The organism is Streptomyces syringium, from assembly GCF_017876625.1.
In the GTDB taxonomy this organism is placed as follows: domain Bacteria; phylum Actinomycetota; class Actinomycetes; order Streptomycetales; family Streptomycetaceae; genus Streptomyces; species Streptomyces syringius.
On the sequence record NZ_JAGIOH010000001.1, the window covers coordinates 3,970,965 to 3,994,422 of the forward strand.

The 23,458-nt window shown below is 72.7% G+C and carries 17 protein-coding genes; 11 read left to right on the forward strand and 6 right to left on the reverse strand.

Annotated elements, in window-relative coordinates; translation table 11 throughout:
• Window positions 1-313: 313 nt before the first annotated feature.
• Window positions 314-1,426 carry a LacI family DNA-binding transcriptional regulator gene (locus JO379_RS17570; RefSeq protein WP_130878527.1) on the reverse strand — a complete coding sequence of 371 codons (1,113 nt, stop codon included), beginning with the start codon at window positions 1,424-1,426 and terminating at the stop codon, window positions 314-316.
• Window positions 1,427-1,906: 480 nt separating this feature from the next.
• On the opposite strand from JO379_RS17570, the gene hisC reads away from it, so the two are divergent.
• The 6 genes from hisC to JO379_RS33945 all read left to right on the forward strand — a co-directional run bounded on the left by hisC (window position 1,907) and on the right by JO379_RS33945 (window position 12,806).
• The gene (gene hisC / locus JO379_RS17575) at window positions 1,907-2,983 is read left to right on the forward strand and encodes a histidinol-phosphate transaminase (protein ID WP_130878526.1); all 1,077 of its coding nucleotides are present in this window, start codon (window positions 1,907-1,909) and stop codon (window positions 2,981-2,983) included.
• 292 nt (window positions 2,984-3,275) lie between these two features.
• On the forward strand, window positions 3,276-4,850 hold the full coding sequence (locus JO379_RS17580) for a cytochrome ubiquinol oxidase subunit I (RefSeq protein ID WP_130878525.1): 1,575 nt from the start codon (window positions 3,276-3,278) through the stop codon (window positions 4,848-4,850).
• A 24-nt stretch (window positions 4,851-4,874) separates the two neighbouring features.
• A complete protein-coding gene (gene cydB, locus JO379_RS17585) occupies window positions 4,875-5,879 on the forward strand; it encodes a cytochrome d ubiquinol oxidase subunit II (protein WP_209515700.1) in 1,005 nt (334 codons plus the stop codon).
• A gap of 299 nt (window positions 5,880-6,178) precedes the next feature.
• A complete protein-coding gene (gene cydD / locus JO379_RS17590) occupies window positions 6,179-9,778 on the forward strand; it encodes a thiol reductant ABC exporter subunit CydD (protein WP_209515702.1) in 3,600 nt (1,199 codons plus the stop codon).
• 88 nt (window positions 9,779-9,866) lie between these two features.
• Window positions 9,867-11,555 carry a GAF domain-containing sensor histidine kinase gene (locus tag JO379_RS17595; protein ID WP_209518737.1) on the forward strand — a complete coding sequence of 563 codons (1,689 nt, stop codon included), beginning with the start codon at window positions 9,867-9,869 and terminating at the stop codon, window positions 11,553-11,555.
• A 195-nt stretch (window positions 11,556-11,750) separates the two neighbouring features.
• Window positions 11,751-12,806, forward strand: coding sequence for a M23 family metallopeptidase (locus JO379_RS33945; protein WP_130878522.1), 1,056 nt, complete (start codon window positions 11,751-11,753; stop codon window positions 12,804-12,806).
• 106 nt (window positions 12,807-12,912) lie between these two features.
• On the opposite strand, the gene JO379_RS17605 is transcribed toward JO379_RS33945, so the two are convergent.
• The gene (locus JO379_RS17605; protein WP_209515705.1) at window positions 12,913-13,788 is read right to left on the reverse strand and encodes a Cof-type HAD-IIB family hydrolase; all 876 of its coding nucleotides are present in this window, start codon (window positions 13,786-13,788) and stop codon (window positions 12,913-12,915) included.
• 137 nt (window positions 13,789-13,925) lie between these two features.
• Between JO379_RS17605 and JO379_RS17610 the strand changes: the two genes are divergently transcribed.
• The 3 genes from JO379_RS17610 (at window position 13,926) to pspAB (ending at window position 16,482) form a co-directional block, all read left to right on the forward strand.
• Window positions 13,926-14,825: an LLM class flavin-dependent oxidoreductase gene (locus JO379_RS17610; protein WP_130878520.1), complete on the forward strand. Its 900-nt coding sequence runs from the start codon at window positions 13,926-13,928 to the stop codon at window positions 14,823-14,825.
• Window positions 14,826-14,959: 134 nt separating this feature from the next.
• The gene (htpX, locus tag JO379_RS17615) at window positions 14,960-15,862 is read left to right on the forward strand and encodes a zinc metalloprotease HtpX (protein ID WP_130878519.1); all 903 of its coding nucleotides are present in this window, start codon (window positions 14,960-14,962) and stop codon (window positions 15,860-15,862) included.
• A gap of 29 nt (window positions 15,863-15,891) precedes the next feature.
• Complete coding sequence (pspAB, locus tag JO379_RS17620; protein WP_209515707.1) at window positions 15,892-16,482, forward strand: PspA-associated protein PspAB; 591 nt, start codon at window positions 15,892-15,894, stop codon at window positions 16,480-16,482.
• Between the two features lie 77 nt (window positions 16,483-16,559).
• Here the strand turns inward: pspAB and JO379_RS17625 are convergent, their stop codons facing one another.
• The 4 genes from JO379_RS17625 to JO379_RS17640 all read right to left on the reverse strand — a co-directional run bounded on the left by JO379_RS17625 (window position 16,560) and on the right by JO379_RS17640 (window position 21,245).
• A complete protein-coding gene (locus JO379_RS17625; RefSeq protein WP_242626138.1) occupies window positions 16,560-17,477 on the reverse strand; it encodes a MerR family transcriptional regulator in 918 nt (305 codons plus the stop codon).
• Window positions 17,478-17,603: 126 nt separating this feature from the next.
• Window positions 17,604-18,521, reverse strand: a complete 918-nt coding sequence (locus tag JO379_RS17630) for a metal-dependent hydrolase (RefSeq protein ID WP_130878516.1) — start codon at window positions 18,519-18,521, stop codon at window positions 17,604-17,606.
• Between the two features lie 46 nt (window positions 18,522-18,567).
• On the reverse strand, window positions 18,568-20,358 hold the full coding sequence (locus tag JO379_RS17635) for an SDR family oxidoreductase (RefSeq protein WP_209515713.1): 1,791 nt from the start codon (window positions 20,356-20,358) through the stop codon (window positions 18,568-18,570).
• Window positions 20,355-21,245 carry a M24 family metallopeptidase gene (locus JO379_RS17640; protein ID WP_130878514.1) on the reverse strand — a complete coding sequence of 297 codons (891 nt, stop codon included), beginning with the start codon at window positions 21,243-21,245 and terminating at the stop codon, window positions 20,355-20,357. The genes JO379_RS17635 and JO379_RS17640 overlap by 4 nt, the downstream gene beginning before the upstream one ends.
• Window positions 21,246-21,571: 326 nt before the next feature.
• On the opposite strand from JO379_RS17640, the gene JO379_RS17645 reads away from it, so the two are divergent.
• Together JO379_RS17645 and JO379_RS17650 are read left to right on the forward strand one after the other, a co-directional pair.
• Complete coding sequence (locus JO379_RS17645) at window positions 21,572-22,543, forward strand: ABC transporter ATP-binding protein (protein WP_307842040.1); 972 nt, start codon at window positions 21,572-21,574, stop codon at window positions 22,541-22,543.
• A complete protein-coding gene (locus tag JO379_RS17650) occupies window positions 22,533-23,432 on the forward strand; it encodes an ABC transporter permease subunit (protein WP_209515718.1) in 900 nt (299 codons plus the stop codon). Before JO379_RS17645 ends, JO379_RS17650 begins: the two co-directional genes overlap by 11 nt.
• Window positions 23,433-23,458: the final 26 nt, after the last annotated feature.

Consider the following 23,458-nt stretch of genomic DNA (forward strand, 5'->3'; position numbering starts at 1 on the left):
TGACCGTCGTGGCTTGTGCACGCACCAGGGGCTGTCAATCGAGGAGGGCGTACGAGGACGCCGGTCATTTCTCCCCAATTGAGTCGTTCGCTCCCCCTGGCGGGGGCCCGGAGAAGCCGTCCTGGGGTTGGTGACGGACCTCTCCTGTGGCTGATGGATTTCTGCCGTGGCCGATATACGCCGTTGTCACGGCGGTCCGCTCGGCTCGCGTGGCTCCATTTTCGTCCGTGGTCCGGTGGTTCGGCCCCGGTGCTCGGGTTGACCGTTCAGGGCTTCGGGTGACCGGCTCGTGCTCTGGGTTGACCGGCTGCGGTCAGGGCGTGGCGGGGCCGCGCGGGGGGCTGACGGTGGTGCGCGGCGGGCGGCGCTCGGAGGACGTGCGCACGATCAGCTCCGTCGGTATGACCTGCTCCACCGGCCGCCCGGTGTCGAGCCCCTCGATGGCGTCGATGAGGAGCTGGACGACGGCCGTGCCGATGCGCCGCGGCTTGAGGGAGAGGGTGGTGACGGGCGGCTCGGTGGTGGCGTAGACCGTGGACTCGCTGCAGCAGACGAGCAGCAGGTCGTCCGGTACCCGCAGGCCGTAGCGGCGGGCGGCGGCGAGCAGATCGGTGCCGTTGGGGTCGAACAGTCCGTACACGGCGTCGGGCCGGTCGGGGCGGGCGAGCAGCCGGTCGGCGGCCACCGCCCCGGCGCAGGGGTCGTGGGCGGGGTACTCCTCGTAGACCGGGTCCTGGCCGACCCGCTCGCACCAGTGCAGATAGGCGGTGGTGGAGAGCCGGGTGTAGGTGTCGGTGGTGGTGCCGGTGAGCAGCCCGATGCGCCGGGCGCCGGCGGCGGCCAGGTGGTCGAGGATGCCGAGGACGGCCGCCTCGTGGTCGTTGTCCACCCAGGCGGTGACGGGGAGGGTGCCGGCGGGGCGGCCGTCGGAGACGACGGGGATGCCCTGGCGGACCAGGTCGGTGACCACGGGATCGTGGTCGGAGGGGTCGACGACGACGGTGCCGTCGAGGGCGACGTTGGACCACACGTCGTGACGGGAGGTCGCGGGGAGGATGACCAGGGCGTAGCCGCGGGCGAGGGCGGCGGAGGTGGCGGCCCTGGCCATCTCGGCGAAGTAGGCGAACTCGGTGAAGGTGAAAGGTTCATCCCCGTACGTGGTCACGGTCAGGCCGATGAGACCGGACTTGCCCGTGCGGAGGGTGCGGGCCGCGGCCGACGGGCGGTAGCCCAGCCGGTCGGCGACCTCGCGGACATGGCGTCGGGTCGCGTCCGGTAGCCGGCCCTTGCCGTTGAGCGCGTCGGAGACGGTCGTGATCGACACCCCGGCGGCGGCGGCCACGTCCCGGATACCCGCACGGCCTTGCCGGCTGCCTCTGCGGGAGAGGTCAGTGCGGCTCACCTGGTGCTTCCCTGCTGCTGTCATGGCGAGCCGATAGTAGGGCTCGGTTGGTCCGTTGGCGGGGATCCGGTTTTCACTGTTGACAGGCACGTTTCTGCACGACCGATTCCCTGTAATGACCATGGAAACAAAGCCAGTTGGTGGTGTGCATAAGGGGCCGCGCTCCTCTGGTCTCTCCGCCTCTCATGAATGGTTCAGGTCTCGAAGAGGTCTCAACTCACCTTCACGGGGGATGCGCGCCACGGCGCCCGCCACCGGCGCACGGGGAAAAGGGGAGCGCTCCCCCGGCGCGTGAAGCCGTGCCGCGCGGAGCCGTGCCGCGCGGATTCGAGCGGGCGGTCACGGATTCGGGCGGGCCGTGGCCGCCGAGTGCGGCACTCGCACGCGATGCTGGACGCCGCCCGGGGCAATCCTCTTAAGGTGTGCAGTATTCATGTCCGCTATTCGTGTGCGCTTTCCCCGTGCGGCGCGCCCGCGCGCACGGGATGTCGAGGAGGACCTGCGGTGACCGAGAAGACCCCGAAGCTGCGCGCAGCGCTGGACGGCGTTCCCACCTACAAGCCGGGCAAGCCGGCCGCCGCCGACGGCCCCGTCGCGTACAAGCTGTCCTCCAACGAGAACCCCTACCCGCCGCTGCCCGGTGTGCTGGAGACCGCGATCGAGGCCGCGGGTTCCCTCAACCGCTACCCCGACATGGCCTGCACGGGCCTGATGCTGGAGCTGGCGGAACGTTTCGGGGTGCCCGTCACGCACATCGCCACCGGCACCGGCTCGGTCGGCGTCGCACAGCAGTTGATCCAGTCGACGGCGGGCCCCGGCGACGAGGTCATCTACGCCTGGCGCTCCTTCGAGGCGTACCCGATCATCACGCAGGTCTCGGGCGCCACGCCCGTGCCGGTGCCGCTGACCGACGGCGATGTGCACGACCTGGACGCGATGCTCGCGGCGATCACCGACCGGACTCGGCTGATCTTCGTCTGCAACCCCAACAACCCCACCGGCACGGTCGTGCGGCGGGCCGAGCTGGAGTCCTTCCTGGACCGGGTGCCCGCCGACATCCTGGTGGTGCTCGACGAGGCGTACATCGAGTTCATCCGCGACGAGAACGTCCCCAACGGCATCGACCTCTACCGGGACCGGCCGAACGTCTGCGTGCTGCGCACCTTCTCGAAGGCGTACGGGCTGGCCGGGCTGCGCGTCGGTTTCGCGATCGCCCATGAGCCGGTCGCGGCGGCGCTGCGCAAGACGGCCGTGCCGTTCGGGGTGACCCAGCTGGCGCAGGACGCGGCGGTCGCCTCGCTGCGCAGCGAGGACGCGCTGCGCGAGCGGGTGGACGCGCTGGTGGGTGAGCGGGCACGGGTGGTCGGCGCGCTGACCGCGCAGGGCTGGACGCTGCCGGAGTCGCAGGCCAACTTCGTCTGGCTGCCGCTGGGGGAGCGGTCGCAGGACTTCGCGGCCGCGTGCGAGCGCGCGGGTGTGGTCGTACGGCCGTTCCCGGAGGGCGTCCGGGTGACGATCGGCGAGACCGAGGCGAACGATCTCTTCGTGCAGACGGCCGAGGCGTTCCGCAAGGAGCTTTAGCCCTCCCGACCGGACGGGCTGGTGGTGGCTGAGCTCAGCCACCACCAGCCCGTCCGGCGTTTGAGGACACCGCCGCGCAGCGGTGGTGCGGGGCGGCGTGGGCCGCCCCCCCGGCCCGCTAGGGCCGAACGGTACCCCCCGGTGATTGTCCGAAAAGCGGGTGCGCCATAATGCTTGTGAATGTGAACGCGTTCACAAGCTCGTCTCTTATGCCCTGCTTTCACTGGGGCAAAGGGGTGCAAACCACCGGTGGCGTGAGTCGCCGGTGTCGCAAGAGGCAAGGAGAGACCACGTGGACCTGGCTCTGGCGCCGGAAACGCTGGCGCGCTGGCAATTCGGTATCACCACCGTTTACCACTACCTCTTCGTACCGCTCACGATCAGCCTGGCGGCCATGACCGCCGGGCTGGAGACGGCGTGGGTGCGCACCGGCAAGGAGAAGTACTTCCACGCCACGAAGTTCTGGGGAAAGCTCTTCCTCATCAACATCGCGATGGGCGTGGTCACCGGCATCGTGCAGGAGTTCCAGTTCGGCATGAACTGGTCGGACTACTCCCGGTTCGTCGGTGATGTCTTCGGGGCGCCGCTCGCGATGGAGGCCCTGCTGGCCTTCTTCTTCGAGTCCACCTTCATCGGGCTGTGGATCTTCGGCTGGGACAAGCTGCCGAAGAAGATCCACTGCGCGTGCATCTGGATCGTCGCCGTCGGCACGATCCTCTCCTCGTACTTCATCCTGGCCGCGAACTCCTGGATGCAGCACCCCGTCGGCTACGTCATAGACAAGGCGACCGGCAAGGCCCAGCTCACCGACATCTGGGCGGTGATGACGCAGAACACCACTCTCGTCGTGGTCTTCCACACCCTCACCGCCGCCTTCCTCACCGGCGGCGCGTTCGTGGTCGGCATCGCCTCGCTCCATCTGTGGCGCGCCAAGCGCAAGCAGCTGCGCGGCGAGGAGCTGGGCGAGAAGCAGCGGCACCAGATCGGCGCGATGCGGGCCTCGCTGCGCGTCGGGCTCGTCGTCGCGGTCATCGCCGGGCTCGGCACCGCCATCAGCGGTGACAGCCTCGGCAAGGTGATGTTCGAGCAGCAGCCGATGAAGATGGCCGCCGCCGAGGCCCTGTGGGAGACCAAGGCACCGGCGCCGTTCTCGGTGTTCGCGGTCGGCGATGTCTCCAAGGGCCACAACAGCGTCGAGATAGAGATCCCCGGCCTGCTCTCCTTCCTCTCCCACAGCAACTTCACCGACCCGGTCCCCGGCATCAACGACATCGCCGCACGGGAGGCCGCCCTCTACGGCGGCGAGCCCGAGGACTACATCCCCAGCATCTTCATGACCTTCTGGGGCTTCCGCCTCATGATCGGCTTCGGGATGACGTCGTTCGTGGCCGCGCTCATCGGGCTGTGGACCACGCGCAAGAAGTTCTGGCTCGCGCCGCGGTTCCGCACGGGCGAGAACGAGGTCCCGCGGCTGATGCTGACGCGGACCCGCGAGATGAGCCCGTTCTTCACCACCTGGTCCTGGCGCATCGGCATCCTCACCATGGGCTTCCCGCTGATCGCCAACTCCTTCGGCTGGATCTTCACCGAGATGGGCCGCCAGCCGTGGGCCGTCTACGGGCTGATGAAGACCGGCACCGCGGTCTCGCCCGGCGTCAGCCAGACCGAGGTCCTCGTCTCCATGGGCATCTTCACGCTGCTGTACGGGATCCTCGCCGTCGTCGAGGTGAAGCTGCTGGTGAAGTACGCCACGGCCGGCCCGGACACCGATGAGAAGCCGCCCACGAAGGACCCGAGGCTGCGGCTCCCCTCGCCGGGGGCCGGCGAGCCCGAGGACGCCGACAAGCCGATGACCTTCGCGTACTGACGCGGCGGAACGGAGACACCGACCATGCACCTCCACGACCTCTGGTTCCTGCTGATCGCCGTCCTGTGGACGGGCTACTTCTTCCTCGAGGGCTTCGACTTCGGCATCGGCGTCCTGACCAAGCTCCTCGCCCGGGACCGCACGGAACGCCGGGTACTGATCAACACCATCGGGCCCGTCTGGGACGGCAACGAGGTCTGGCTGATCACCGCGGTCGGCGCGACCTTCGCCGCCTTCCCCGACTGGTACGCCACCCTCTTCAGCAGCTTCTACCTGCCGTTCCTGCTCATCCTGGTCTGTCTGATCCTGCGCGGCGTCGCCTTCGAGTACCGCCACAAGCGCACGGGCGAGCGCTGGCAGCTGAACTGGGAGCACGCGATCTTCTGGTGCTCGCTGCTGCCCGCCTTCGTGTGGGGCGTCCTCTTCGCCAACATCGTGCGCGGGGTGCCGATCGGGCGGGACAAGAACTTCGCCGGTGACGTGCTCGACCTGCTGAACCCCTACGCCCTGCTGGGCGGTGCCCTCACGCTCGTGCTCTTCACCTTCCACGGCGCGGTCTTCGCGACGCTGAAGACGGTCGGCGACATCCGGCACCGGGCGCGGTCCCGGGCGACCGTCCTCGGCATGACCTCCGGCGTCCTCGCCGTGACCTTCCTCGGCTGGACGCAGATCGAGTCCGGCAACGGCCGCAGCCTCGTCGCGCTGATCGTCGCCGGGGCGGCCCTGATCGCGGCGCTGGCCATGAACCACTTCGGGCGGGAGGGCTGGACCTTCGCCTTCTCCGGGGTGACCGTTGCGGCCGTCTTCGCGCTGCTCTTCCTCGCGCTCTTCCCCGACGTCATGCCGTCGTCGCTGGACCCGGCCTGGAACCTCACGGCGGCGAACGCGTCCTCCAGCCCGTACACGTTGAAGATCATGTCGTGGGTCGCGGTGCCGATGACGCCGCTGATCATCGGCTATCAGGCGTGGACGTACTGGGTCTTCCGGAAGCGGATCGGCACCCAGCACATCCCCGCTGCCGCGGCGTAGGCCGTGTCCGGCCGCACCCCCGCTGCGCGCTGGTGTCCTCAATCGCCGGACGGGCTGCTGTGCTGTGTCCACAATCGCCGGACCGGCTTGGCGGCTGAGGCCGGCCACAACAAGCCCGTCCGGCGATTGAGGACGCGCCCGCAGGGCGCCCGCCGCAGGCGGGTAAGACGGCCGGTAGTCGAGGACCCGCCGGCCAGGCGAGAGGCGCCCGCCGCCGCAGGCGGCAAGACGGCCCGCAGCCGAAGAACCGACAGATGAGCCACCGGGGCCACCGATCCCGCAGTGAGGACTGATCGCGCATGAAGCCCGTCGACCCACGACTGCTCAGGTACGCCGCCGCGACCCGCTTCTTCCTGGCTGCCTCCGTCGTGCTCGGACTGGCGGGGGCCGGTCTGGTCATCGCCCAGGCGATGCTGGTCGCCGAGGTGGTGACCGGGGCCTTCCAGCACGGGCGCACCACCGCTGACCTGGCCACGCCGCTCGTCCTGCTGGCGGCCGTGGCCGTCGGCCGGGCGGCCGTGTCCTGGCTCACCGAGCTGGCCGCGCACCGCGCGAGCGCGGCGGTCAAGTCCGAGCTGCGCGGGCGGCTGCTCGCGCACGCGACCCGGCTCGGGCCCTCCTGGATCGCCACGCGGCGCACCGGGGAGCTGACCGCGCTCGCCACGCGCGGAGTCGACGCCCTCGACGACTACTTCGCCCGCTATCTGCCCCAGCTCGGCCTCGCGGTCGTGGTGCCCGTCGCGGTGCTCGCCCGTGTCGTCACCGCCGACTGGGTCTCGGCGCTCGTCATCGTCCTCACGCTGCCGCTGATCCCCCTCTTCATGGTCCTCATCGGGTGGGCCACCCAGTCCCGGATGGACAAGCAGTGGCGGCTGCTGTCCCGGCTCTCCGGGCACTTTCTCGACGTCGTCGCCGGGCTGCCCACCCTGAAGGTCTTCGGGCGGGCCAAGGCGCAGGCCGAGTCGATCCGCGCCATCACCGCCGACTACCGGCGCGCGACGCTGCGCACGCTGCGCCTCGCCTTCCTCTCCTCCTTCGCCCTGGAACTGCTGGCCACGGTGTCGGTCGCGCTCGTCGCGGTCGGGATCGGCATGCGGCTCGTGCACGGCGAACTCGACCTCTACACCGGTCTGATGGTGCTGGTCCTGGCGCCCGAGGCGTATCTGCCGCTGCGGCAGGTGGGCGCGCAGTACCACGCGGCGGCGGAGGGGCTGGCCGCCGCCGACGAGGTCTTCGCCGTCCTGGAGACCGAGCCCGCCCCGGCCGGGACCCGGTCCGCGCCGGACGCCCGGAGCGCGGCGCTGAGCGTCGAGGGACTCGTGGTGCGGCACGCGGGGCGGGCCGAACCGTCGCTGCCCGAGGTCTCGTTCGAGGTGCGGCCCGGGGAGACGGTCGCGCTCGTGGGGCCGAGCGGCGCCGGCAAGACGACCCTGCTGAACGTGCTGCTGGGCTTCGCGCGGCCCACGGCCGGGCGGGTGTGCGTGGGCGGTGCGGATCTGTCATCGCTCTCCCCCGAAAGCTGGCGGGACCAGGTGGCCTGGGTCCCGCAACGGCCCCGTCTGTTCGCCGGAACGGTCGCCGAGAACGTCCGGCTGGCGCGGCCGGACGCCACGGACGCGCAGGTGCGGGACGCACTGCGGGCGGCCGGTGCGCTCGACTTCGTCTCCATGCTGCACCAGGGCACTGACACCCGCCTCGGCGAGGACGGCGCCGGGCTCTCCGCCGGTCAGCGCCAACGCCTCGCGCTGGCCCGGGCGTTCCTCGCGGACCGTCCCGTGCTGCTGCTCGACGAACCGACGGCGAGCCTGGACGGCGAGACGGAAGCCGCCGTGGTGGAGGCCGTGCGCCGGCTGGCCGAAGGCCGCACGGTGCTGCTGGTCGCCCACCGGCCGGCGCTGCTGTCGGTCGCGGACCGGGTGGTCCGACTGCCGTTGGCCTCCGGCCCGGTTTCCCGCCCCGAGGGTGGCCTTGTCGACAACCTGTCCGCCGCGTCGGCCGAACGGGGCGAGGACGCGGCTCCCGGCGAGCCCGGCGCGGTGGCCGACCGCCCGGCAGTGGTGGGTCCGGCCACACCGGCCGGCCACGGTGGCGGCGTGGCCCCCGCCGACGGCGACCGGGCGGCCGCGCCCGCCGGGCACCGGCCCCTCGTTCGGGTGCGGGCCGCCGGCAGGCCCTGGTGGGGGCGGTTCGGGCTGGCGTTGTTGCTCGGGAGCCTCGCGCTCGGGAGTGCCGTCGGGCTGATGGGGGTGTCCGGGTGGCTGATCTCGCGGGCCTCCGAGCAGCCGCCGGTGCTCTATCTGATGGTCGCCGTCACCGCGACCCGCGCGTTCGGGATCGGCCGGGCCGTCTTCCGCTACGCCGAGCGCCTGGTCTCGCACGACGCCGTGCTGCGCGCCCTCGCGGGGCTGCGGGTCGCGGTGTACCGGCGCCTGGAGCGGCTGGCCCCGGCGGGGCTGCGGGAGACGCGCCGCGGTGATCTGCTGTCGCGGCTCGTCGCGGACGTGGACGAGTTGCAGGACTACTTCCTGCGCTGGCTGCTGCCGCTCGGGGCGGCCGTCGTCGTCGGTGCCGCCTCGGTGGGGTTCACCGCGTGGCTGCTGCCGGAGGCGGGCGCGGTGCTCGCCGTCGGGCTGCTGGCCGCCGGGGTGGCCGTGCCCGCGCTGTCGGCGGCGGTCGCCCGGCGTGCCGAGCGGCGGCTGGCGCCCGCGCGCGGCGCGCTGGCGACGCAGGTGGTCGATCTGCTGGCCGGGGCACCGGAGTTGACGGCGGCGGGAGCGATGCCGGCCCGGCTGGCCGAGGCGGGGCGCGCCGACGGGGTGCTCACCGGCATCGCCCGGCGCGCATCGGCGGCGGGGGCGCTCGGCGCGGGGCTGTCCGCCCTCGCCTGCGGGCTGACCGTGGCCGCCGCGGCCTGGGCGGGTGTGGAGGCCGTGCACGACGGCCGGCTCGGCGGGCTGTGGCTGGCGGTCGTCGTGCTGATGCCGCTGGCGGCCTTCGAGGCGGTGTCGGCGCTGCCGCTCGCGGTGCGCCACCGGCAGCGTGTGCGCCGCTCCGCCGAGCGGGTGTACGAGGTGCTGGACGCCCCCCTGCCCGTACGGGACGGCTCGCGGCCCGCGCCGCGGTCCCCGTTCCCGCTGCGCGTCACGGAGTTGACCGCGCGCTACCCGGGGCAGGACGTGCCGGCCCTGGACGGGCTGTCGATGGAGCTGGTGCCGGGCCGCCGGGTCGCGGTCGTGGGCCGGTCCGGTTCGGGCAAGACCACGCTCGCCCAGGTGCTGCTGCGCTTCCTGGACGCCGAGTCCGGCGCGTACACCCTCGCGGGCGAGGACGCGGCCGCCATGGACGGCGACGCCCTGCGGCGTCTGGTGGGGCTGTGCGCGCAGGACGCGCACCTCTTCGACAGCTCGGTGCGGGAGAACCTGCGGCTCGCGCGGCCGGACGCGGACGAGGCGGAGCTGCGCGCCGCGCTGCGGGCAGCGCGGCTGCTGGAGTGGGTGGACTCGCTGCCGCAGGGGCTCGACACCCTCGTCGGCGAGCACGGGGCGCGGATGTCCGGCGGCCAGCGGCAGCGGCTCGCGCTGGCCCGGGCGCTGCTCGCGGACTTCCCCGTGCTGGTGCTGGACGAGCCCGCCGAGCACCTCGACCTGCCGACCGCCGACGCGCTGACCGCCGATCTGCTGGCGGCCACCGAGGGGCGTACGACGGTGCTGATCACGCACCGGCTGGCCGGGCTGGCGGCGGTCGACGAGGTGATCGTGCTGGAGCGGGGCCGGGCGGTGCAGCGGGGGACGTACGAGGAGCTGGCGGCATTCGACGGCCCGTTCCGCCGGATGCTGGAGCGGGAACTGGTGGCGGACACCAGCGGCAACGCTCTTTCCCTGACAAATGGGACTTACTAGGCTCAGGGGCATGGCAGCGACGGAAGAACCCCCCGCGGAGTCCACGGGCTCCGCGGGTACCCCCGGCGGCGGGGAGGTGCCGCGGCGCATGGACCCCCTGGAGATCGCCACCGAGGCCACCCGCAGTCTCCAGGGCATGTCCACGGAGCTGAGCGCGCGCGTGCCGCAGCTGCTGGAGGCCATGCGCTCGGTGGGCACCGGGCTGGAGCTGCACAGCGTCCTCGACCGGATCGCCGCGACCGCCGCCGACCTGGCCGACGCCGAGTACGCCGCCATCGGGGTCATCGACTCCACCGGCGAGGGGCTGGCCGACTTCATCACCTACGGCGTCACCGAGGAGCAGCATGAGCGCATCGGCGCCCTGCCCGACGGCCACCACGGGCTGCTCGGCGCGCTCATCCACCAGCCCGCGCCCGTCATGCTCCAGGACCTGGCCAACGACCCGCGCTCGGCGGGCTTCCCACCGGAACACCCGCCGATGCGCAACTTCCTGGGCGTTCCGATCCGCGTCGAGGACGAGATCTTCGGCAACCTCTATCTCACCGAGAAGCGCGGCGGCCGCGAGTTCAGCATCGCGGACCTGCACATGGTGAAGATCCTGGCGACCGAGGCGGGCATCGCGATCGGCAACGCGCGCGTGTACGAACAGGGCCGTCAGCGGATGCGCTGGATCGACGGTTCGGTGGCCGTCACCACGGCCCTGCTGGCGGGCAACGACGCGGAGGACGCGCTCGCGGTCGTCGCCGAACAGGCCCGCCGGCTCGCGGACTCGGCGGCGGGCATCGTGCTGCTGCCGGACGGCGAGGGCGGACTGGAGATGGTGGCGGTCTCCGCCGACGAACCGGCCGGGCTGCTGGGCACGGTGATACCGCCGCACAGCCCGGTCGCCTCCCAGCTCCTCGCGGGCGAGCCGGTCTTCATCGACGACTCGGCCACCGACCCGCGCATGATCACCGAGGTCGCGCCCCGGTTCGGGCCGAGCATGCTGCTGCCGCTCAAGAGCGGCGACCGGGTCCTCGGCACGCTCGCGACGCCACGCGCGCGTGGCCAGCGGAAGTTCACCGACGCCGAGCGCACCCTGGCCGGACAGTTCGCCGCGCAGGCGGCCCTCGCGCTCGTCATGGCCGAGGCGCAGCGCGACCGGGAGCGGCTCGCCGTCTTCGAGGACCGCGACCGGATCGCCAGGGACCTGCACGACCTGGTCATCCAACGGCTGTTCGCCACCGGGCTGATGCTGGAGGGCGCCGCGCGCAAGGCCGTCGTCCCGGAGGTGCGGGAGCGGATCGGGCAGGCGGTCGACGAGCTGGACGTGACCATCCAGGAGATCCGTACCGCGATCTTCGCCCTCCAGCAGGGCCCCGGTGAGGCGCCCGCCGGGCTGCGCACCCGGGTGCTGCGGGAGATCGGCACGGCGGCCGTGCCGCTCGGCTTCCAGCCGTCCGCGAATTTCATCGGCCCGGTCGACGCGAAGGTCGGCGAGCTCACCGGCAAGAACCTCATCGCGGCGCTGCGCGAGGCCCTCTCCAACGCCTTCCGGCACGCCGGGGCCTCCCGTATCGAAGTGGTCGTCGACGCGACGGTCACCCTGCCGGACGGGCGGGGCGCGGTCCGGCTGACCGTCGCCGACGACGGGGTCGGCATTCCGGAGGGCGGGCGGCGCAGCGGGCTGCGCAACCTCGCGAAGCGGGCCGAGTCGCTGGGCGGCTCCAGTACGTACGGTCCGGGGATCGGCGAGGACGGGCGCGGCACGCGGGTGGTGTGGGAGGCGCCGCTGTAGGCCGTTCTCGCGGCAGGTGCCGCCCTTGTAGCGGTATCGGCTCCCCCGAACGGGCCTGTGCGGGGGCGTACCGGTGGCGTGCGGGAAACGATCTCGTTCATGCGACGCCCGTATCGCCCTTCCCGTCGGCCTCACCGGCCCCGTTGGAACCGTTGGAGCTGTTGGACCCGTCGCGCGGTGCTGTGCGCATTCTGCGTGGCGGTCTGTCCGCTGGGGACGCCGGTGGTTCCGGACGCCTCGGCCGCCGCCAGGGCACCGGACCGCCTCGTACGCGTCAGCTCGGAGGTGTTCCGGCTGGCGGAGGAGGCGGGGCGGGCCCGGCAGCGGTACGAGACCCGGGTGCGGGAGGCGAAGGAGCAGACGGCGGGCGTCCGCCGGGTCGCCCGGCAGCTGCGTCAGCAGCGGATCGTCTCCTCGGCGCTGCGCGAGGACGCCGGGGCGGCCGCCCGCGCCCAGTACCGCACGGGCGGGTTCACGGCCGCCGAAGCCCCCGTCGCGGCCTCGGACGACCCGGTGGACCTGCTGGACCGCCAGTCGACCGCCGAGCGCCGCCGGGAGCTGCTGGCGGCGTCGCTGGGGGAGACCGACCGCAAGAGCCGGGAGCTGGCGGCCCGGGAGCAGGCGGCGGCGGCCTCCTGGCCCGCCGCCGAGGAGGACCTCGCGCGGCTGCGCGCGGAGCGCCGGGTGGCCGACCGGCGGCTGGCGGCGGCGCGCGGCAGGCTGGACGCCATGGCCCGGGCCGCCATCGCCCGGGGGCGGTGCGAGCCGCTCGACCGTGAGAGGTTCACCGCCGCGGCGGGCGCCTACGGCCCGGCCGCCGTGGACACGGCGGGGGCGGCCGAGGAGGCGGAATGGGCGCGCCCGGTGCTGGCGTACGAGCTGTCGGCCGGGTACGGCGACTCGGGCGCGAGCTGGGCGCGCGGGCACACCGGGCAGGATTTCGCGGTCCCGATCGGCACCCCCGTGCGGTCGGTCGGGGCGGGGACGGTGGTCTCCGCAGGCTGCGGCGGACCGTTCGGCATCAGCCTGGTGATCCGCCACGCCGAGGGCTGGTACTCGCAGTACGCGCACCTGTCGGCGTCCTTCGTGGTGCCGGGGGAGCCGGTGCTCGCGGGCCAGTGGATCGGGCTGTCCGGGAACACTGGGAACTCCACCGGGCCGCATCTGCACTTCGAGATCCGTACGAAGCCGGGGTACGGGTCTGCCGTTGATCCGGTGGCGTGGCTGCGAGCCCGGGGTGTCCGGTTGTAGGGCGGGCCGCGGCGGGCGGCCTGCGGGCGCGTCCTCAAGCGCCGGACGGGCTTGATTCGGCTGAGCTCAGCCCGTTGAGCCCGGCCGGTGCTTGAGCCCGCGCCCGCTAGGGGAGACCGTGCAGGATCTGTTCGATGACCGCCGCGACGCCGTCCTCCGTGTTGGCCGCCGTGCGGTTCGTGGTGGACGCGAGCACCTCGGGGTGGGCGTTGGCCATCGCGTACGAGGTGCCCGCCCAGCTGAGCATCTCCAGGTCGTTCGGCATGTCGCCGAACGCCACGACCTCCTCGGGGGATATGCCGCGCTCGGCGCAGCACTGGGCCAGGGTGCTGGCCTTGCTGACGCCGAGGCCGCTGATCTCCAGCAGGGCGGTGGGGCTGGACCGGGTGAACGAGCCGTGCGCGCCGCCCGCCGACCGGGCCCGGGCGAGGAAGTCGTCGGGGCAGAGGTCGGGGTGGTGGGCGAGCAGCTTGAGGATCGGGCCGTCGGGGGTGTCGGCCGAGGAGCCGTTGGCCAGCAGGTGCTCGGCGGAGTCGATGACCGCGCCAGGGTCGAGGTAGAAGGGCGGGTACCGCGTCTCGTAGAGGATGCCGGTGGTGTGCTCCACGGCGAAGGACACGCCGGGGACGGCGGCGCGCACGCTCTCCACGGCGGCCAGGGCGGCGGCCCGGTCCAGCGGGCGGACCTCGACGAAGCGGCCCCCGTCGTGCAGATCGACGACCGCGGCGCCGTTGGCGCAGATGGCCAGGCCGTGGCCGTGCACGTGGTCGCTGACGACGTCCATCCAGCGGGCCGGGCGGCCGGTGACGAAGAAGACGTCTATGCCTGCCGCCTCGGCGGCGGCCAGGGCGGCGACGGTGCGGTCGGAGACCGTTTTGTCGTCGCGCAGCAGGGTGCCGTCGAGGTCGGTGGCGATCAGCCGGGGCGTGGCGGCTGGCCGGCGGAGGGCCGGGGTCTCGGGCTGCTCGGTCGCTGAAGTCACGGTCCCATTCTCGTTGACAGACGGGCGCGATGGCGCACAAGTGTGCGTTTGGCCCGGTGGGCTGCGGTGCGCTTGCGGAGGGCCGGCGGGTCAGGCCCCGCATCCAAGGGCGGCCGGCCAGGCCGTAGGCTCGGTTCATGCGACTGAGCACCGTGATCCTTCCCGACCGCCGCTGGTCCGAGGGCGGCCGCGAGACCTGGCAGCGAGCCGAGGAACTGGGCTTCCACACCGCTTACACCTACGACCACCTGTCCTGGCGCACGTTCCGTGACGGGCCCTGGTTCGGCGCGATACCGACCCTGACGGCCGCCGCGACCGCGACCTCGCGGTTGCGCCTCGGCACGCTCGTCACCTCCCCCAACTTCCGGCACCCGGTGACGCTCGCCAAGGAGCTCATCTCCCTGGACGACATCTCGGGCGGCCGCATCACGCTCGGCATCGGCGCGGGCGGCTCGGGCTTCGACGCGACGGCCCTGTCCAAGGACGGCGAGGGCGCGTGGACGCCCCGCGAGCGCGCCGACCGCTTCGCGGAGTTCGTGCCGCTGCTGGACCGGCTGCTCTCCGAGGACGTCGTCACGGCCCCGGGCGAGCACTACTCCGCCTTCGAGGTCCGCAACATCCCCGGCTGCGTGCAGCGGCCCCGGCTGCCCTTCGCGGTCGCCGCGACCGGCCCGCGCGGCCTGAAGCTCGCGGCCCGGCACGGTCAGGCGTGGGTGACCACGGGTGACCCGAAGCTGTCGGAGACGGGCACGCCCGACCAGTCCCTGGAGGCCATCGCCGGGCAGATCGAGAAGCTCGGCGCGGCCTGCGCCGCCGAGGGCCGCGACGTCGCGGAGCTGGAGAAGGTGCTGCTCACGGGCTTCACCCCGGACCGGCCGCTGGCCTCCTTCGATGCCTTTGTCGACTTCGCCGGCCGGCACGCCGAGCTGGGCTTCGACGAGATCGTGGTGCACTGGCCGATCGCGGACTCGCTCTTCGCGGCGGACGTCGCCGTCTTCGAGAAGATCGCCACCGAGGGGCTCGCTCAGTTGGGCTGACGGGGGCCGGGGGCGTTTTGGGGCGGGTTTCGGCCCGCTCCGGGCGCCTTTACTCCGCCGATATCCGGCAAAGAGGGAGAATCGGGTCAGAGGCTGTTTCCGCGGGCACCCGCCCGCAGAGCCCTGGAGGTCCCATGCCAGGCACCCGATTCGCCCCCGACCGCGGGCTGACCACCCGCATGGTGAGCACGATGTTCCTCATCGGGCTGCTCTACGTGGTCTTCGTCGGCGTGCTGCTGGCGCTGCTGCGCGGGGCGTGGCCGATCATCCTGCTCCTGGCCGGCGGGCTGTTCATCGCGCAGTTCTGGTTCAGCGACCGGATCGCCGCCTTCGGCATGGGCGCCCGCGAGGTCACCCCGCAGCAGGCCCCCGAGCTGCACGGGGCCGTGGACCGGCTGTGCGCGCTCGCGGACATGCCCAAGCCCCGGGTGGCCATCGCCGACAGCGATGTGCCGAACGCCTTCGCCACCGGCCGCAATCAGAAGAACGCGCTGGTGTGCGCCACGACCGGGCTGCTGCGCAGACTCGAGCCCGAGGAGCTGGAGGGCGTCCTGGCGCACGAGCTGTCCCATGTCGCGCACCGCGACGTGGCCGTCATGACCATCGCCTCCTTCCTGGGCGTCCTGGCCGGGATCGTGACCCGGATCGGGCTGTGGGGCGGCTTCCGTCAGTCCGGCGGCCGCGACAGCAGCGCCGCCATCCTGGTGGTGCTGATCCCGCTGATCAGCGCCGTCGTCTACGCCATCAGCTATCTGCTCACCCGGATGCTGTCCCGCTACCGCGAGCTGTCCGCCGACCGGGCCGCCGCACTGCTGACCGGCCGCCCCTCCGCGCTCGCGTCGGCGCTCACCAAGGTCACCGGGCAGATGGCCCGGATCCCGACGCGGGACCTGCGCAAGGCCGAGCCCTTCAACGCCTTCTACTTCGCGCCCGCCTTCTCGAAGGAGGGCATGAGCCGGCTGCTGTCCAGCCATCCGACGCTGGAGCAGCGGCTGGACCAGCTCGGCCGGATCTCGGCCCAGCTCGGCCGGGCCTGACAACCCGCATCAGTCCGGAAGGAGCGCCCGTGGGATTCCTGGACACCCTCCTCGGCCGCAGCAAACCCGTCCGCCCCGACCTCGACCGGCTCTTCGCCCTGCCGTCCGCCGCCGTCACCCTCCAGGCCGGCGCCGGGTTCACCCCGACCGGCCTGGGCTCGGTGTGCTTCGCGAGCGTGGAAGGCGGGGCGTTCCAGCGGCTCCAGCAGGACGTACGGGCCCTGCTGGACGCCGACACGGGGCGCGGCGGGGTCCCGGTGGAGTTCCGTCAGGACGGCTACGGCTACACCTGGCTGCTCGCGCGGCAGGAGGGGGGGCAGGAGGGCATCGCCGCCCTGGTCAACGACCTGCACGCGGTCAATACGCTGCTCCAGGAGGGCGGCTTCGGCCCGCAGTTGCTCTGCTCGCTGGTGGGCTTCCGCGACGCGGAGCAACGCCCGCTCGCGCTCGTCTACCTCTACAAGCGGGGGACGTTCTATCCCTTCGCACCGCTGCCGGGCGGGGGTGAACGACGGGACAACGCCCTGGAGTTGCGGGCCCGGGCGCTGCTGGTTGACGACCTGCGGACCGAGGAGGACCTGAGCCGCTGGTTCCCGGTGTGGGGCGCGCCCGGGCTGTGAGCCCGTGCAGACATCGATCGACGCCCAGCCCTGCGCGTCCATACCCATATCCGCCCGCCGGGTGGGGAACGCCCTGCTCAGCGGCGGGTGGCGAGGGCGTCCATGGTGCGGGCCCGGACCTCGCGTTCGGCGGCCGCGGCGATGAACGCGGCGGTGTGCTCCGCGCCGACCAGCTCGCGGACGGCCCGCACGGTCGCGGCCGGCAGCGGCACCGGCTCGGCGGCGTCAGCGGCGGGGGCGGGCGAGGTGGTCGCGGGGGGTGCGTCCGCGGGTGCGGATATTGCCGTCTCTCCCAGGTGCCGGCGGAGATAGCGGGTGGCCAGGGCCCGCATGGCGCGGGCGAGTTCGGCGTCGACGGTCTGCTGGGCGAGGGGACGCAACCGGCGCACGAGCGAGGCGGCTTCCGTGGCCTCCGCGTCGGTCGGAGGGTGGTCGAGGTACTGCTGGAAGACGTACTCGGTGGTGAAGTCGAGGAACCGGCCGGCGATGTGCTCGACCTGCGCGCGCAGCTCCCGCAGATGGCCCGAGATGGCGAGCAGCGGTACCCCGGCGGCGTGCAGCTCGGCGGCGACGGCCAGCTCCTGCGGGCTGGGGACGAGGAATTCGTCCGGGGTCTCCGGCAGACGGACCAGCACCCCGAGCTCCACCGCGTCCTCGACGGCCGCGTCGTCCCGGGTGCCGCCGAACTTCTCGTTCAGCTCGGCCCGCGTCATCCGCGCGGCCTCCTCGTCGGACCAGGGCCGCTCGACCTCGGCGACCAGGCCCAGGACGCCGCCGAGGCCGCGGCCCGCGTCCCAGGCCTCCAGCAGTTCCTTGATGCTGGCCAGGGTGTAGCCCCGGTCGAGGAGGCCCGCGATCTGGCCGAGCCGCGACAGGTGGGTGTCGCGGTAGACGTTCGCCCGGCCGCGCCGCTCCGGCCTCGGCAGCAGCCCGCGGTCCTGGTAGCCGCGGATGGTGCGGACCGTGGCACCGCTGTGCCGGGCCAGGTCCTCGATCCGGTACTCGGCGGGCCGCGACGGCCCGGGACGTTCCGGAACGTCCGACTGCCCAGGATGAGGCTGCGGAGACTGCCGGCGCTGCTGGGGCTGCTTGCTCAAGGGGGCTGGCTCCTTACGAACTCCTCAGGCCAGGGCGGCGCGTCCGATCGCGCCCGCCGCGGACCGTGCCGCGGGTGAGGTCGCCAGGTAGTCGACGGCCCTGCGCAGCGACCCCTCCTTCGAGGGATGGTACGACCGTCTGAGGTAGCGGGGGACGGCCGAGCCCAGTTCCCCCCACCGCGGCAACAGGCCCTTGGCCACAGCACGGTTGTGGTGGCGGAGCGTGTATCGCAGCCGGCCCGCGAGCGGCGGGTCGTTGCGTATGAGATAGCGGGTGCCCCACCCCCACAGGTAGAACAGCACGGGCGCGGTGACCGCCATGCCCAGTACCCGGCGGGCGTAGCGCCCCGCGCCCTCGCCGCCGCAGTGCTCGTACATGTCGAAGGCCACCGCGCGGTGCTCGACCTCCTCCGCACCGTGCCAGCGCAGCAGGTCCAGCATCACCGGGTCCGGGCCGGCCCGGTCCAGCCCGTCGGCGTGCAGGATCCAATTGCCCATGACGGCCGTGAACTGCTCGACGGCCGCGATCAGCGAGAGCCGGAAGCGCAGCCACTCCCGCTGGGAGAGCGGCAGGCCGAAGGGCGGGGTGTCGCCGAGCAGCGAGTCGAAGAAGAAGTCGATGTGACGGGTGTACGGCGTGGTGTCCAGGCCCTGCTCGGCGAGGTGGTCGAGGACGTACGCGTGCTGGACGCTGTGCGTGGCCTCCTGGCCCATGAAGCCCTTGACGTCCCTCAGCAGGGCCTCGTCCCGGACGAGCGGCAGGGCCTCCTTGAAGACCTTGACGAACCACCGCTCGCCCGCGGGGAGCAGCAGATGCAGGACGTTCATGACGTGGGTGGCGGTGGGCTCGTCCGGTATCCAGTGCAGCGGGGTCTCCCGCCAGTCGAACGAGACCCGTCTGGGGGCTATCCGATGGCTGCCGAGCTGGTGGGGGTGGCTCATCTCGGTCCTCTCCTTGGGTGGGGGCCCTGGTGGGGGTGCGGGCCCGTCACAGCCGGGGCTCGATCCGGGCGAGGGCGCGCAGCGCCCGGGGCGAGAGCCGGGACAGCAGCTTCAGGCCCCGGGCCTCCGGGGTGACCGCCACCACGGCCTGGTCGTGGAACACGGCCCGCAGGATGGCGTCCGCGACCTTCTCCGGGGGGTAGTTCCGCTTGCCGTACGCCCGCGCGGTGCTGTCCCGGAGGCGCTGCTGCTCCTCCTCCGGGACGCCGGTGAAGCGGGCCGTCGCGGTGATGTTGGTGTTGACGATGCCGGGGCAGATCGCGGAGACCCCGATGCCCTGCCCGGCCAGCTCGGCCCGCAGGCATTCACTCAGCATCAGGACGGCGGCCTTGGACGTGCAGTAGGCGGGCAGGGCCCGGGAGGGCTGGAAGGCGGCGGCGGAGGCGGTGTTGACGATGTGGCCGCCCTGGCCGCGCTCGGCCATCTGCCTGCCGAAGGCCCGGCAGCCGTGGATGACGCCCCACAGATTGACGTCGAGGACCTTCTTCCAGTCCTCGGTGCTGGTGTCCATGAAGGAGCCGGAAAGCCCGATCCCGGCGTTGTTGACCAGGACGTCCACCACGCCGTGCTCGGCGGCGACCTTGGCGGCCAGCTTCTCCATCGCCTGCTCGTCCGAGACGTCGACGACCTCGCTCCACGCCTCGGCCGCGCCGAGCAGCCGCGCCATCTCGGCCGTCCGGGCGGCGCCCGCCCCGTCCCGGTCGACGGCGACGACCCGCGCGCCCGCCTCGGCGAACGCGAAGGCCGTGGCCCGGCCGATGCCGCTCGCCGCGCCCGTCACCAGCACCAGGTGCCCGCCGAAGCGCTGCGCGTACGGCCCGGAGGGTGCGGGGCGGCGGGCGGGGGCGCCCTCCTCCTGGGCGGTGACGAATTCCGCGATCCAGGAGGACACCTGGTCGGGCCGGGTGCGCTGCACCCAGTGCTTGGCGGCCAGGGTGTGCCGCACGAGCCGTGGTGCCCAGCGCTCCAGGTCGTCGTAGAGCCGCTCGGACAGGTAGGCGTCACCGGTCGGGGTGATCAGCTGCACCGGCACATGGGCGAAGGCGTCCGCGCGGGGGCGGCGCATCCGGGGCAGCACGTTGTCGCGGTAGAGCCAGGCGCCGTGGGCCGCGTCGACCTGCAGCGAGGCCGTGGGGTACGGGCCGCTGGGCAGCTTCTCCAGCCGTGCCACCATCTTCGGCCAGCGCTTGCCGAGCGGCCCGCGCCAGAGCGCTTCGGGCAGCGCCGGGGTGTGCAGCGCCCCCACGTACCAGGACCGGGTGCCCTGGCCGAGGAGCTGGGCCACCCGGCGCGGGGTGGGCCGGGCGACGCGGTCGTTGATCCAGTGACCGAAGTGGTCCAGCGACGGCCCGGAGATGGTGGTGAAGGAGGCGACGCGCCCCTCGGTGCGCGGGACGGTCACGAACTCCCAGCCCTGCACGGAACCCCAGTCGTGCCCCACGAGATGCACCGGCGCGTCCGGGCTCACCGCGTCCGCGACGGCCAGGAAGTCATCGGTGAGCTTCTCCAGCGTGAAGCCGCCGCGCAGCGGCCGCGGCGCCGTGGACCTGCCGTGGCCGCGCACGTCGTACAGCACGACGTGGAAGCGGTCGCGCAGCCGGCCGGCCACCTCGGCCCACACCTCCTTGCTGTCGGGATAGCCGTGCACCAGCACGACCGTGGGCCGTGAGGTGTCACCCAGCTCCGCGACGCACAGCTCGATGCCGCCCGTCCGCACCCACCGCTCGCGCGCGCCGTCGAGGCCCGCGCCACCCGTGCCGTCCGTGCTGCTGCTCATGCGGCCTTCTCCTCCTGCCGGCGCCGCACGTGCGGCAGATCGTCGTCGAGCCAGAAGGCGCTCTCCTCGGGGTCCCGGGAGTCGGTGACCACCAGGAGCTCCTCGAACTTCGCGCCCGTGCCCCGGAATCCGAGGTGGGGTTCGACCGCCCACAGGCCGGGCCTCGGCGGGTGGTCGGAGAAGCGGTACGGGCTCCACAGCGGCGACCAGCCCTCGCGGTGCCCGTGGACGGCGTCGGACGCCAGCCCCTTGAGCGACTGGGTGCCGAAGCCGAGCACGTGCGGCGACCAGCGGCGCTGCCGCACCCGGTCCACCTTGTGCGCGATCACGCCGAAGGGGTACGCGCGGTGCCGGTTGGCGTAGCCCTGGCGGGCCATGAGCCGGTCGACGTCCTCATAGATCTCGCGCAGCGGGCGCCGCTCGCGCACCTCGCGCAGGATCAGCTCGCGGTGGGGCCCGAGATCCGCCAGCAGCCGGTCGTGCAGCGGGTTGAGGCCGAGGCAGCCCGAATAGCCGATGTCGGCGGTGAAGCCCTGGTGGATGGGTGCCATGTCGAGGATGAACGGCATGCCCGGCTCCAGCCGCCGCCCGGTGGGGAAGAACTGGAGCGGCACCCGGAAGCCGGTGAAGGCCGTGCGGTCCCCGAACCAGGCGAAGGGCAGATGGAACCAGTCCCGCACGCCGTGCCCGCGCAGCCACTCCCGCTGCATCCGGGTGGCGTCCCGCTCGGTCATCCCCGGTGCGAGCTGCGCGGCGACCTCCTCCGCGCAGGTGTACGCCAGGCGCTGCACCGCCCGGAACCCGCGCAACCCGTCGGCCCCGATGCCCGCCGGCCGTCCGGGGCCGTGCCCCCGCCTCTCGACCCGTCCCGCCACGACAGCCGCCATGCCCACCCGTCCGTCCCTGTGCCGGGGCAGGGGCCCCGGACGGTGAAATCCGGGGACCTGCCCGCGAGTTGACCACGTACGAAAGTTGACAATGATGAATGTGACAATGTCCGGCGGCTGCGTCAAGGGGCTCGCCCGCACCTGTGGAAAACCCGCGCACGACCCGCCCGGCCCCTGCCGTCCCGCCTCCCGCGCCCCTCCCGTCACCCGGAGACCGCCCCCTCCAGGGGTACCGCACCCCTACGGGCACGTCAGACCCGAGGACTAGGCGCATCCAGCCATCTGGTCTGACGACTCCTGTGGCGCGCGCCACTAACGTCGAACACGTGACTGTGATCGCCACCGAAAGCCTCAGCAAGCGGTTCCCCCGGGTGACCGCTCTTGACCGGCTCTCCGTCGACATCGCCCCGGGAGTGACCGGCCTGGTGGGCGCCAACGGAGCCGGCAAGTCCACGCTGATCAAGATTCTGCTCGGGCTCTCCCCGGCCACCGAGGGCCGCGCCGCCGTGCTCGGCCTCGACGTCGCGACCGAGGGCAGCGCGATCCGCGAGCGGGTCGGCTATATGCCCGAGCACGACTGCCTGCCGCCCGACGTGTCGGCGACCGAGTTCGTCGTCCACATGGCGCGCATGTCCGGCCTGCCGGCCACCGCCGCCCGCGAGCGCACCGCCGACACCCTGCGCCACGTGGGGCTCTACGAGGAGCGGTACCGCCCCATGGGCGGCTATTCGACGGGCATGAAGCAGCGGGTCAAGCTGGCCCAGGCGCTCGTCCACGACCCCCAGCTGGTCCTGCTGGACGAGCCGACCAACGGCCTCGACCCCGTCGGCCGCGACGAGATGCTCGGCCTGATCCGCCGGGTCCACACCGACTTCGGCATTTCGGTCCTGGTCACCTCGCACCTGCTCGGCGAGCTGGAGCGCACCTGTGACCACGTCGTGGTCATCGACGGCGGCTCGCTGCTGAGGTCCTCCTCCACCAGCGACTTCACCCAGGCCACCGGCTCCCTCGCCGTGGAGGTCACGGACACCGACGCCTGCCCGGACGGCGTGGCCGCGCTGCGCGCCGCCCTCGCCGGGGCGCGGCTGACGGTCCAGCCCGCGGGCCGGGCCCCGGACGGCTCGCCCGCCTCCGGGCGGGTGCTCCTCGTGGACGTCGTCGACGAGGGCACCTACGACACGGTCCGCGACGCCGTCGCCGAGCTCGGCCTCGGCCTGGTCCGCATGGAACAGCGGCGCCACCGCATCGCGGAGGTCTTCCGCGACGAGCAGAACGGAGGCGCCCCCGATGCCGCCTGAGACCACCGCCGCCCCGGCGCAGGACGTCATTCACAACATCGGCTACCGTAATTACGCGGGCCCCCGGCTCGGCCGCGCCTACGCCCGCCGCTCGCTGTTCTCGCAGAGCCTGCGCGGCGCGTACGGCCTCGGCCGCTCGGCGAAGTCCAAGGTCCTGCCGATGATCCTGTTCGGTGTCATGGTGCTGCCCGCCGCGATCATCGTGGCGGTCAGCGTGGCGACGAAGATGGACAAGCTGCCGCTGGAGTACACGCGGTACGCGATCCTCCTCCAGGCCGTCATCGGCCTGTACGTCGCCTCCCAGGCGCCGCAGTCCGTCTCCCGCGACCTGCGCTTCAAGACGGTCCCGCTGTACTTCTCCCGCCCCATCGAGCGCGTCGACTACGTGGCCGCGAAGTTCGCGGCGATGGCGTCCGCCCTCTTCATCCTGACCGCCACGCCCCTGCTGCTGCTCTATGTGGGCGCACTGCTCGCCAAGCTCGACTTCGCCGACCAGACGAAGGGCTTCGCGCAAGGACTGGTCTCCGTGACCCTGCTTTCCCTCCTCTTCGCCGGGATCGGCCTGGTGGTCGCGGCCCTCACCCCGCGCCGCGGCTTCGGCGTGGCCGCCGTGATCGCCGTGCTGACGATCTCCTACGGGGCCGTGTCCACCATCCAGGGCATCGCGCTGTCCCAGGACAACACCGAGGCGGTCAGCTGGATCGGCCTCTTCTCGCCGATCACGCTCGTCGACGGGGTGCAGACGGCGTTCCTCTCCGCCACCTCCGCCTTCCCCGGCGGCCACGGCCCGTCGGCCGGCACCGGCGTCGTCTATCTCCTCGTCCTTCTCGCCCTGGTCGCCGGCTCGTACGGGCTGCTGATGCGCCGCTACCGAAAGGTCGGGCTGTGACAGCCCACCCGTCGCCCGACCACCAC

What these genes read in the sequence shown, in the direction of transcription:
- cydD (WP_209515702.1), top strand. Translation starts at nt 6,179, where the DNA reads ATGAAGCCCGTCGACCCACGACTGCTCAGGTACGCCGCCGCGACCCGC.
- JO379_RS17630 (WP_130878516.1), bottom strand. Translation starts at nt 18,521, where the DNA reads ATGAGCCACCCCCACCAGCTCGGCAGCCATCGGATAGCCCCCAGACGG.
- cydB (WP_209515700.1), top strand. Translation starts at nt 4,875, where the DNA reads ATGCACCTCCACGACCTCTGGTTCCTGCTGATCGCCGTCCTGTGGACG.
- JO379_RS17640 (WP_130878514.1), bottom strand. Translation starts at nt 21,245, where the DNA reads ATGGCGGCTGTCGTGGCGGGACGGGTCGAGAGGCGGGGGCACGGCCCC.
- JO379_RS17595 (WP_209518737.1), top strand. Translation starts at nt 9,867, where the DNA reads ATGGACCCCCTGGAGATCGCCACCGAGGCCACCCGCAGTCTCCAGGGC.
- JO379_RS17570 (WP_130878527.1), bottom strand. Translation starts at nt 1,426, where the DNA reads ATGACAGCAGCAGGGAAGCACCAGGTGAGCCGCACTGACCTCTCCCGC.
- htpX (WP_130878519.1), top strand. Translation starts at nt 14,960, where the DNA reads ATGCCAGGCACCCGATTCGCCCCCGACCGCGGGCTGACCACCCGCATG.
- JO379_RS17610 (WP_130878520.1), top strand. Translation starts at nt 13,926, where the DNA reads ATGCGACTGAGCACCGTGATCCTTCCCGACCGCCGCTGGTCCGAGGGC.
- JO379_RS17650 (WP_209515718.1), top strand. Translation starts at nt 22,533, where the DNA reads ATGCCGCCTGAGACCACCGCCGCCCCGGCGCAGGACGTCATTCACAAC.
- JO379_RS17635 (WP_209515713.1), bottom strand. Translation starts at nt 20,358, where the DNA reads ATGAGCAGCAGCACGGACGGCACGGGTGGCGCGGGCCTCGACGGCGCG.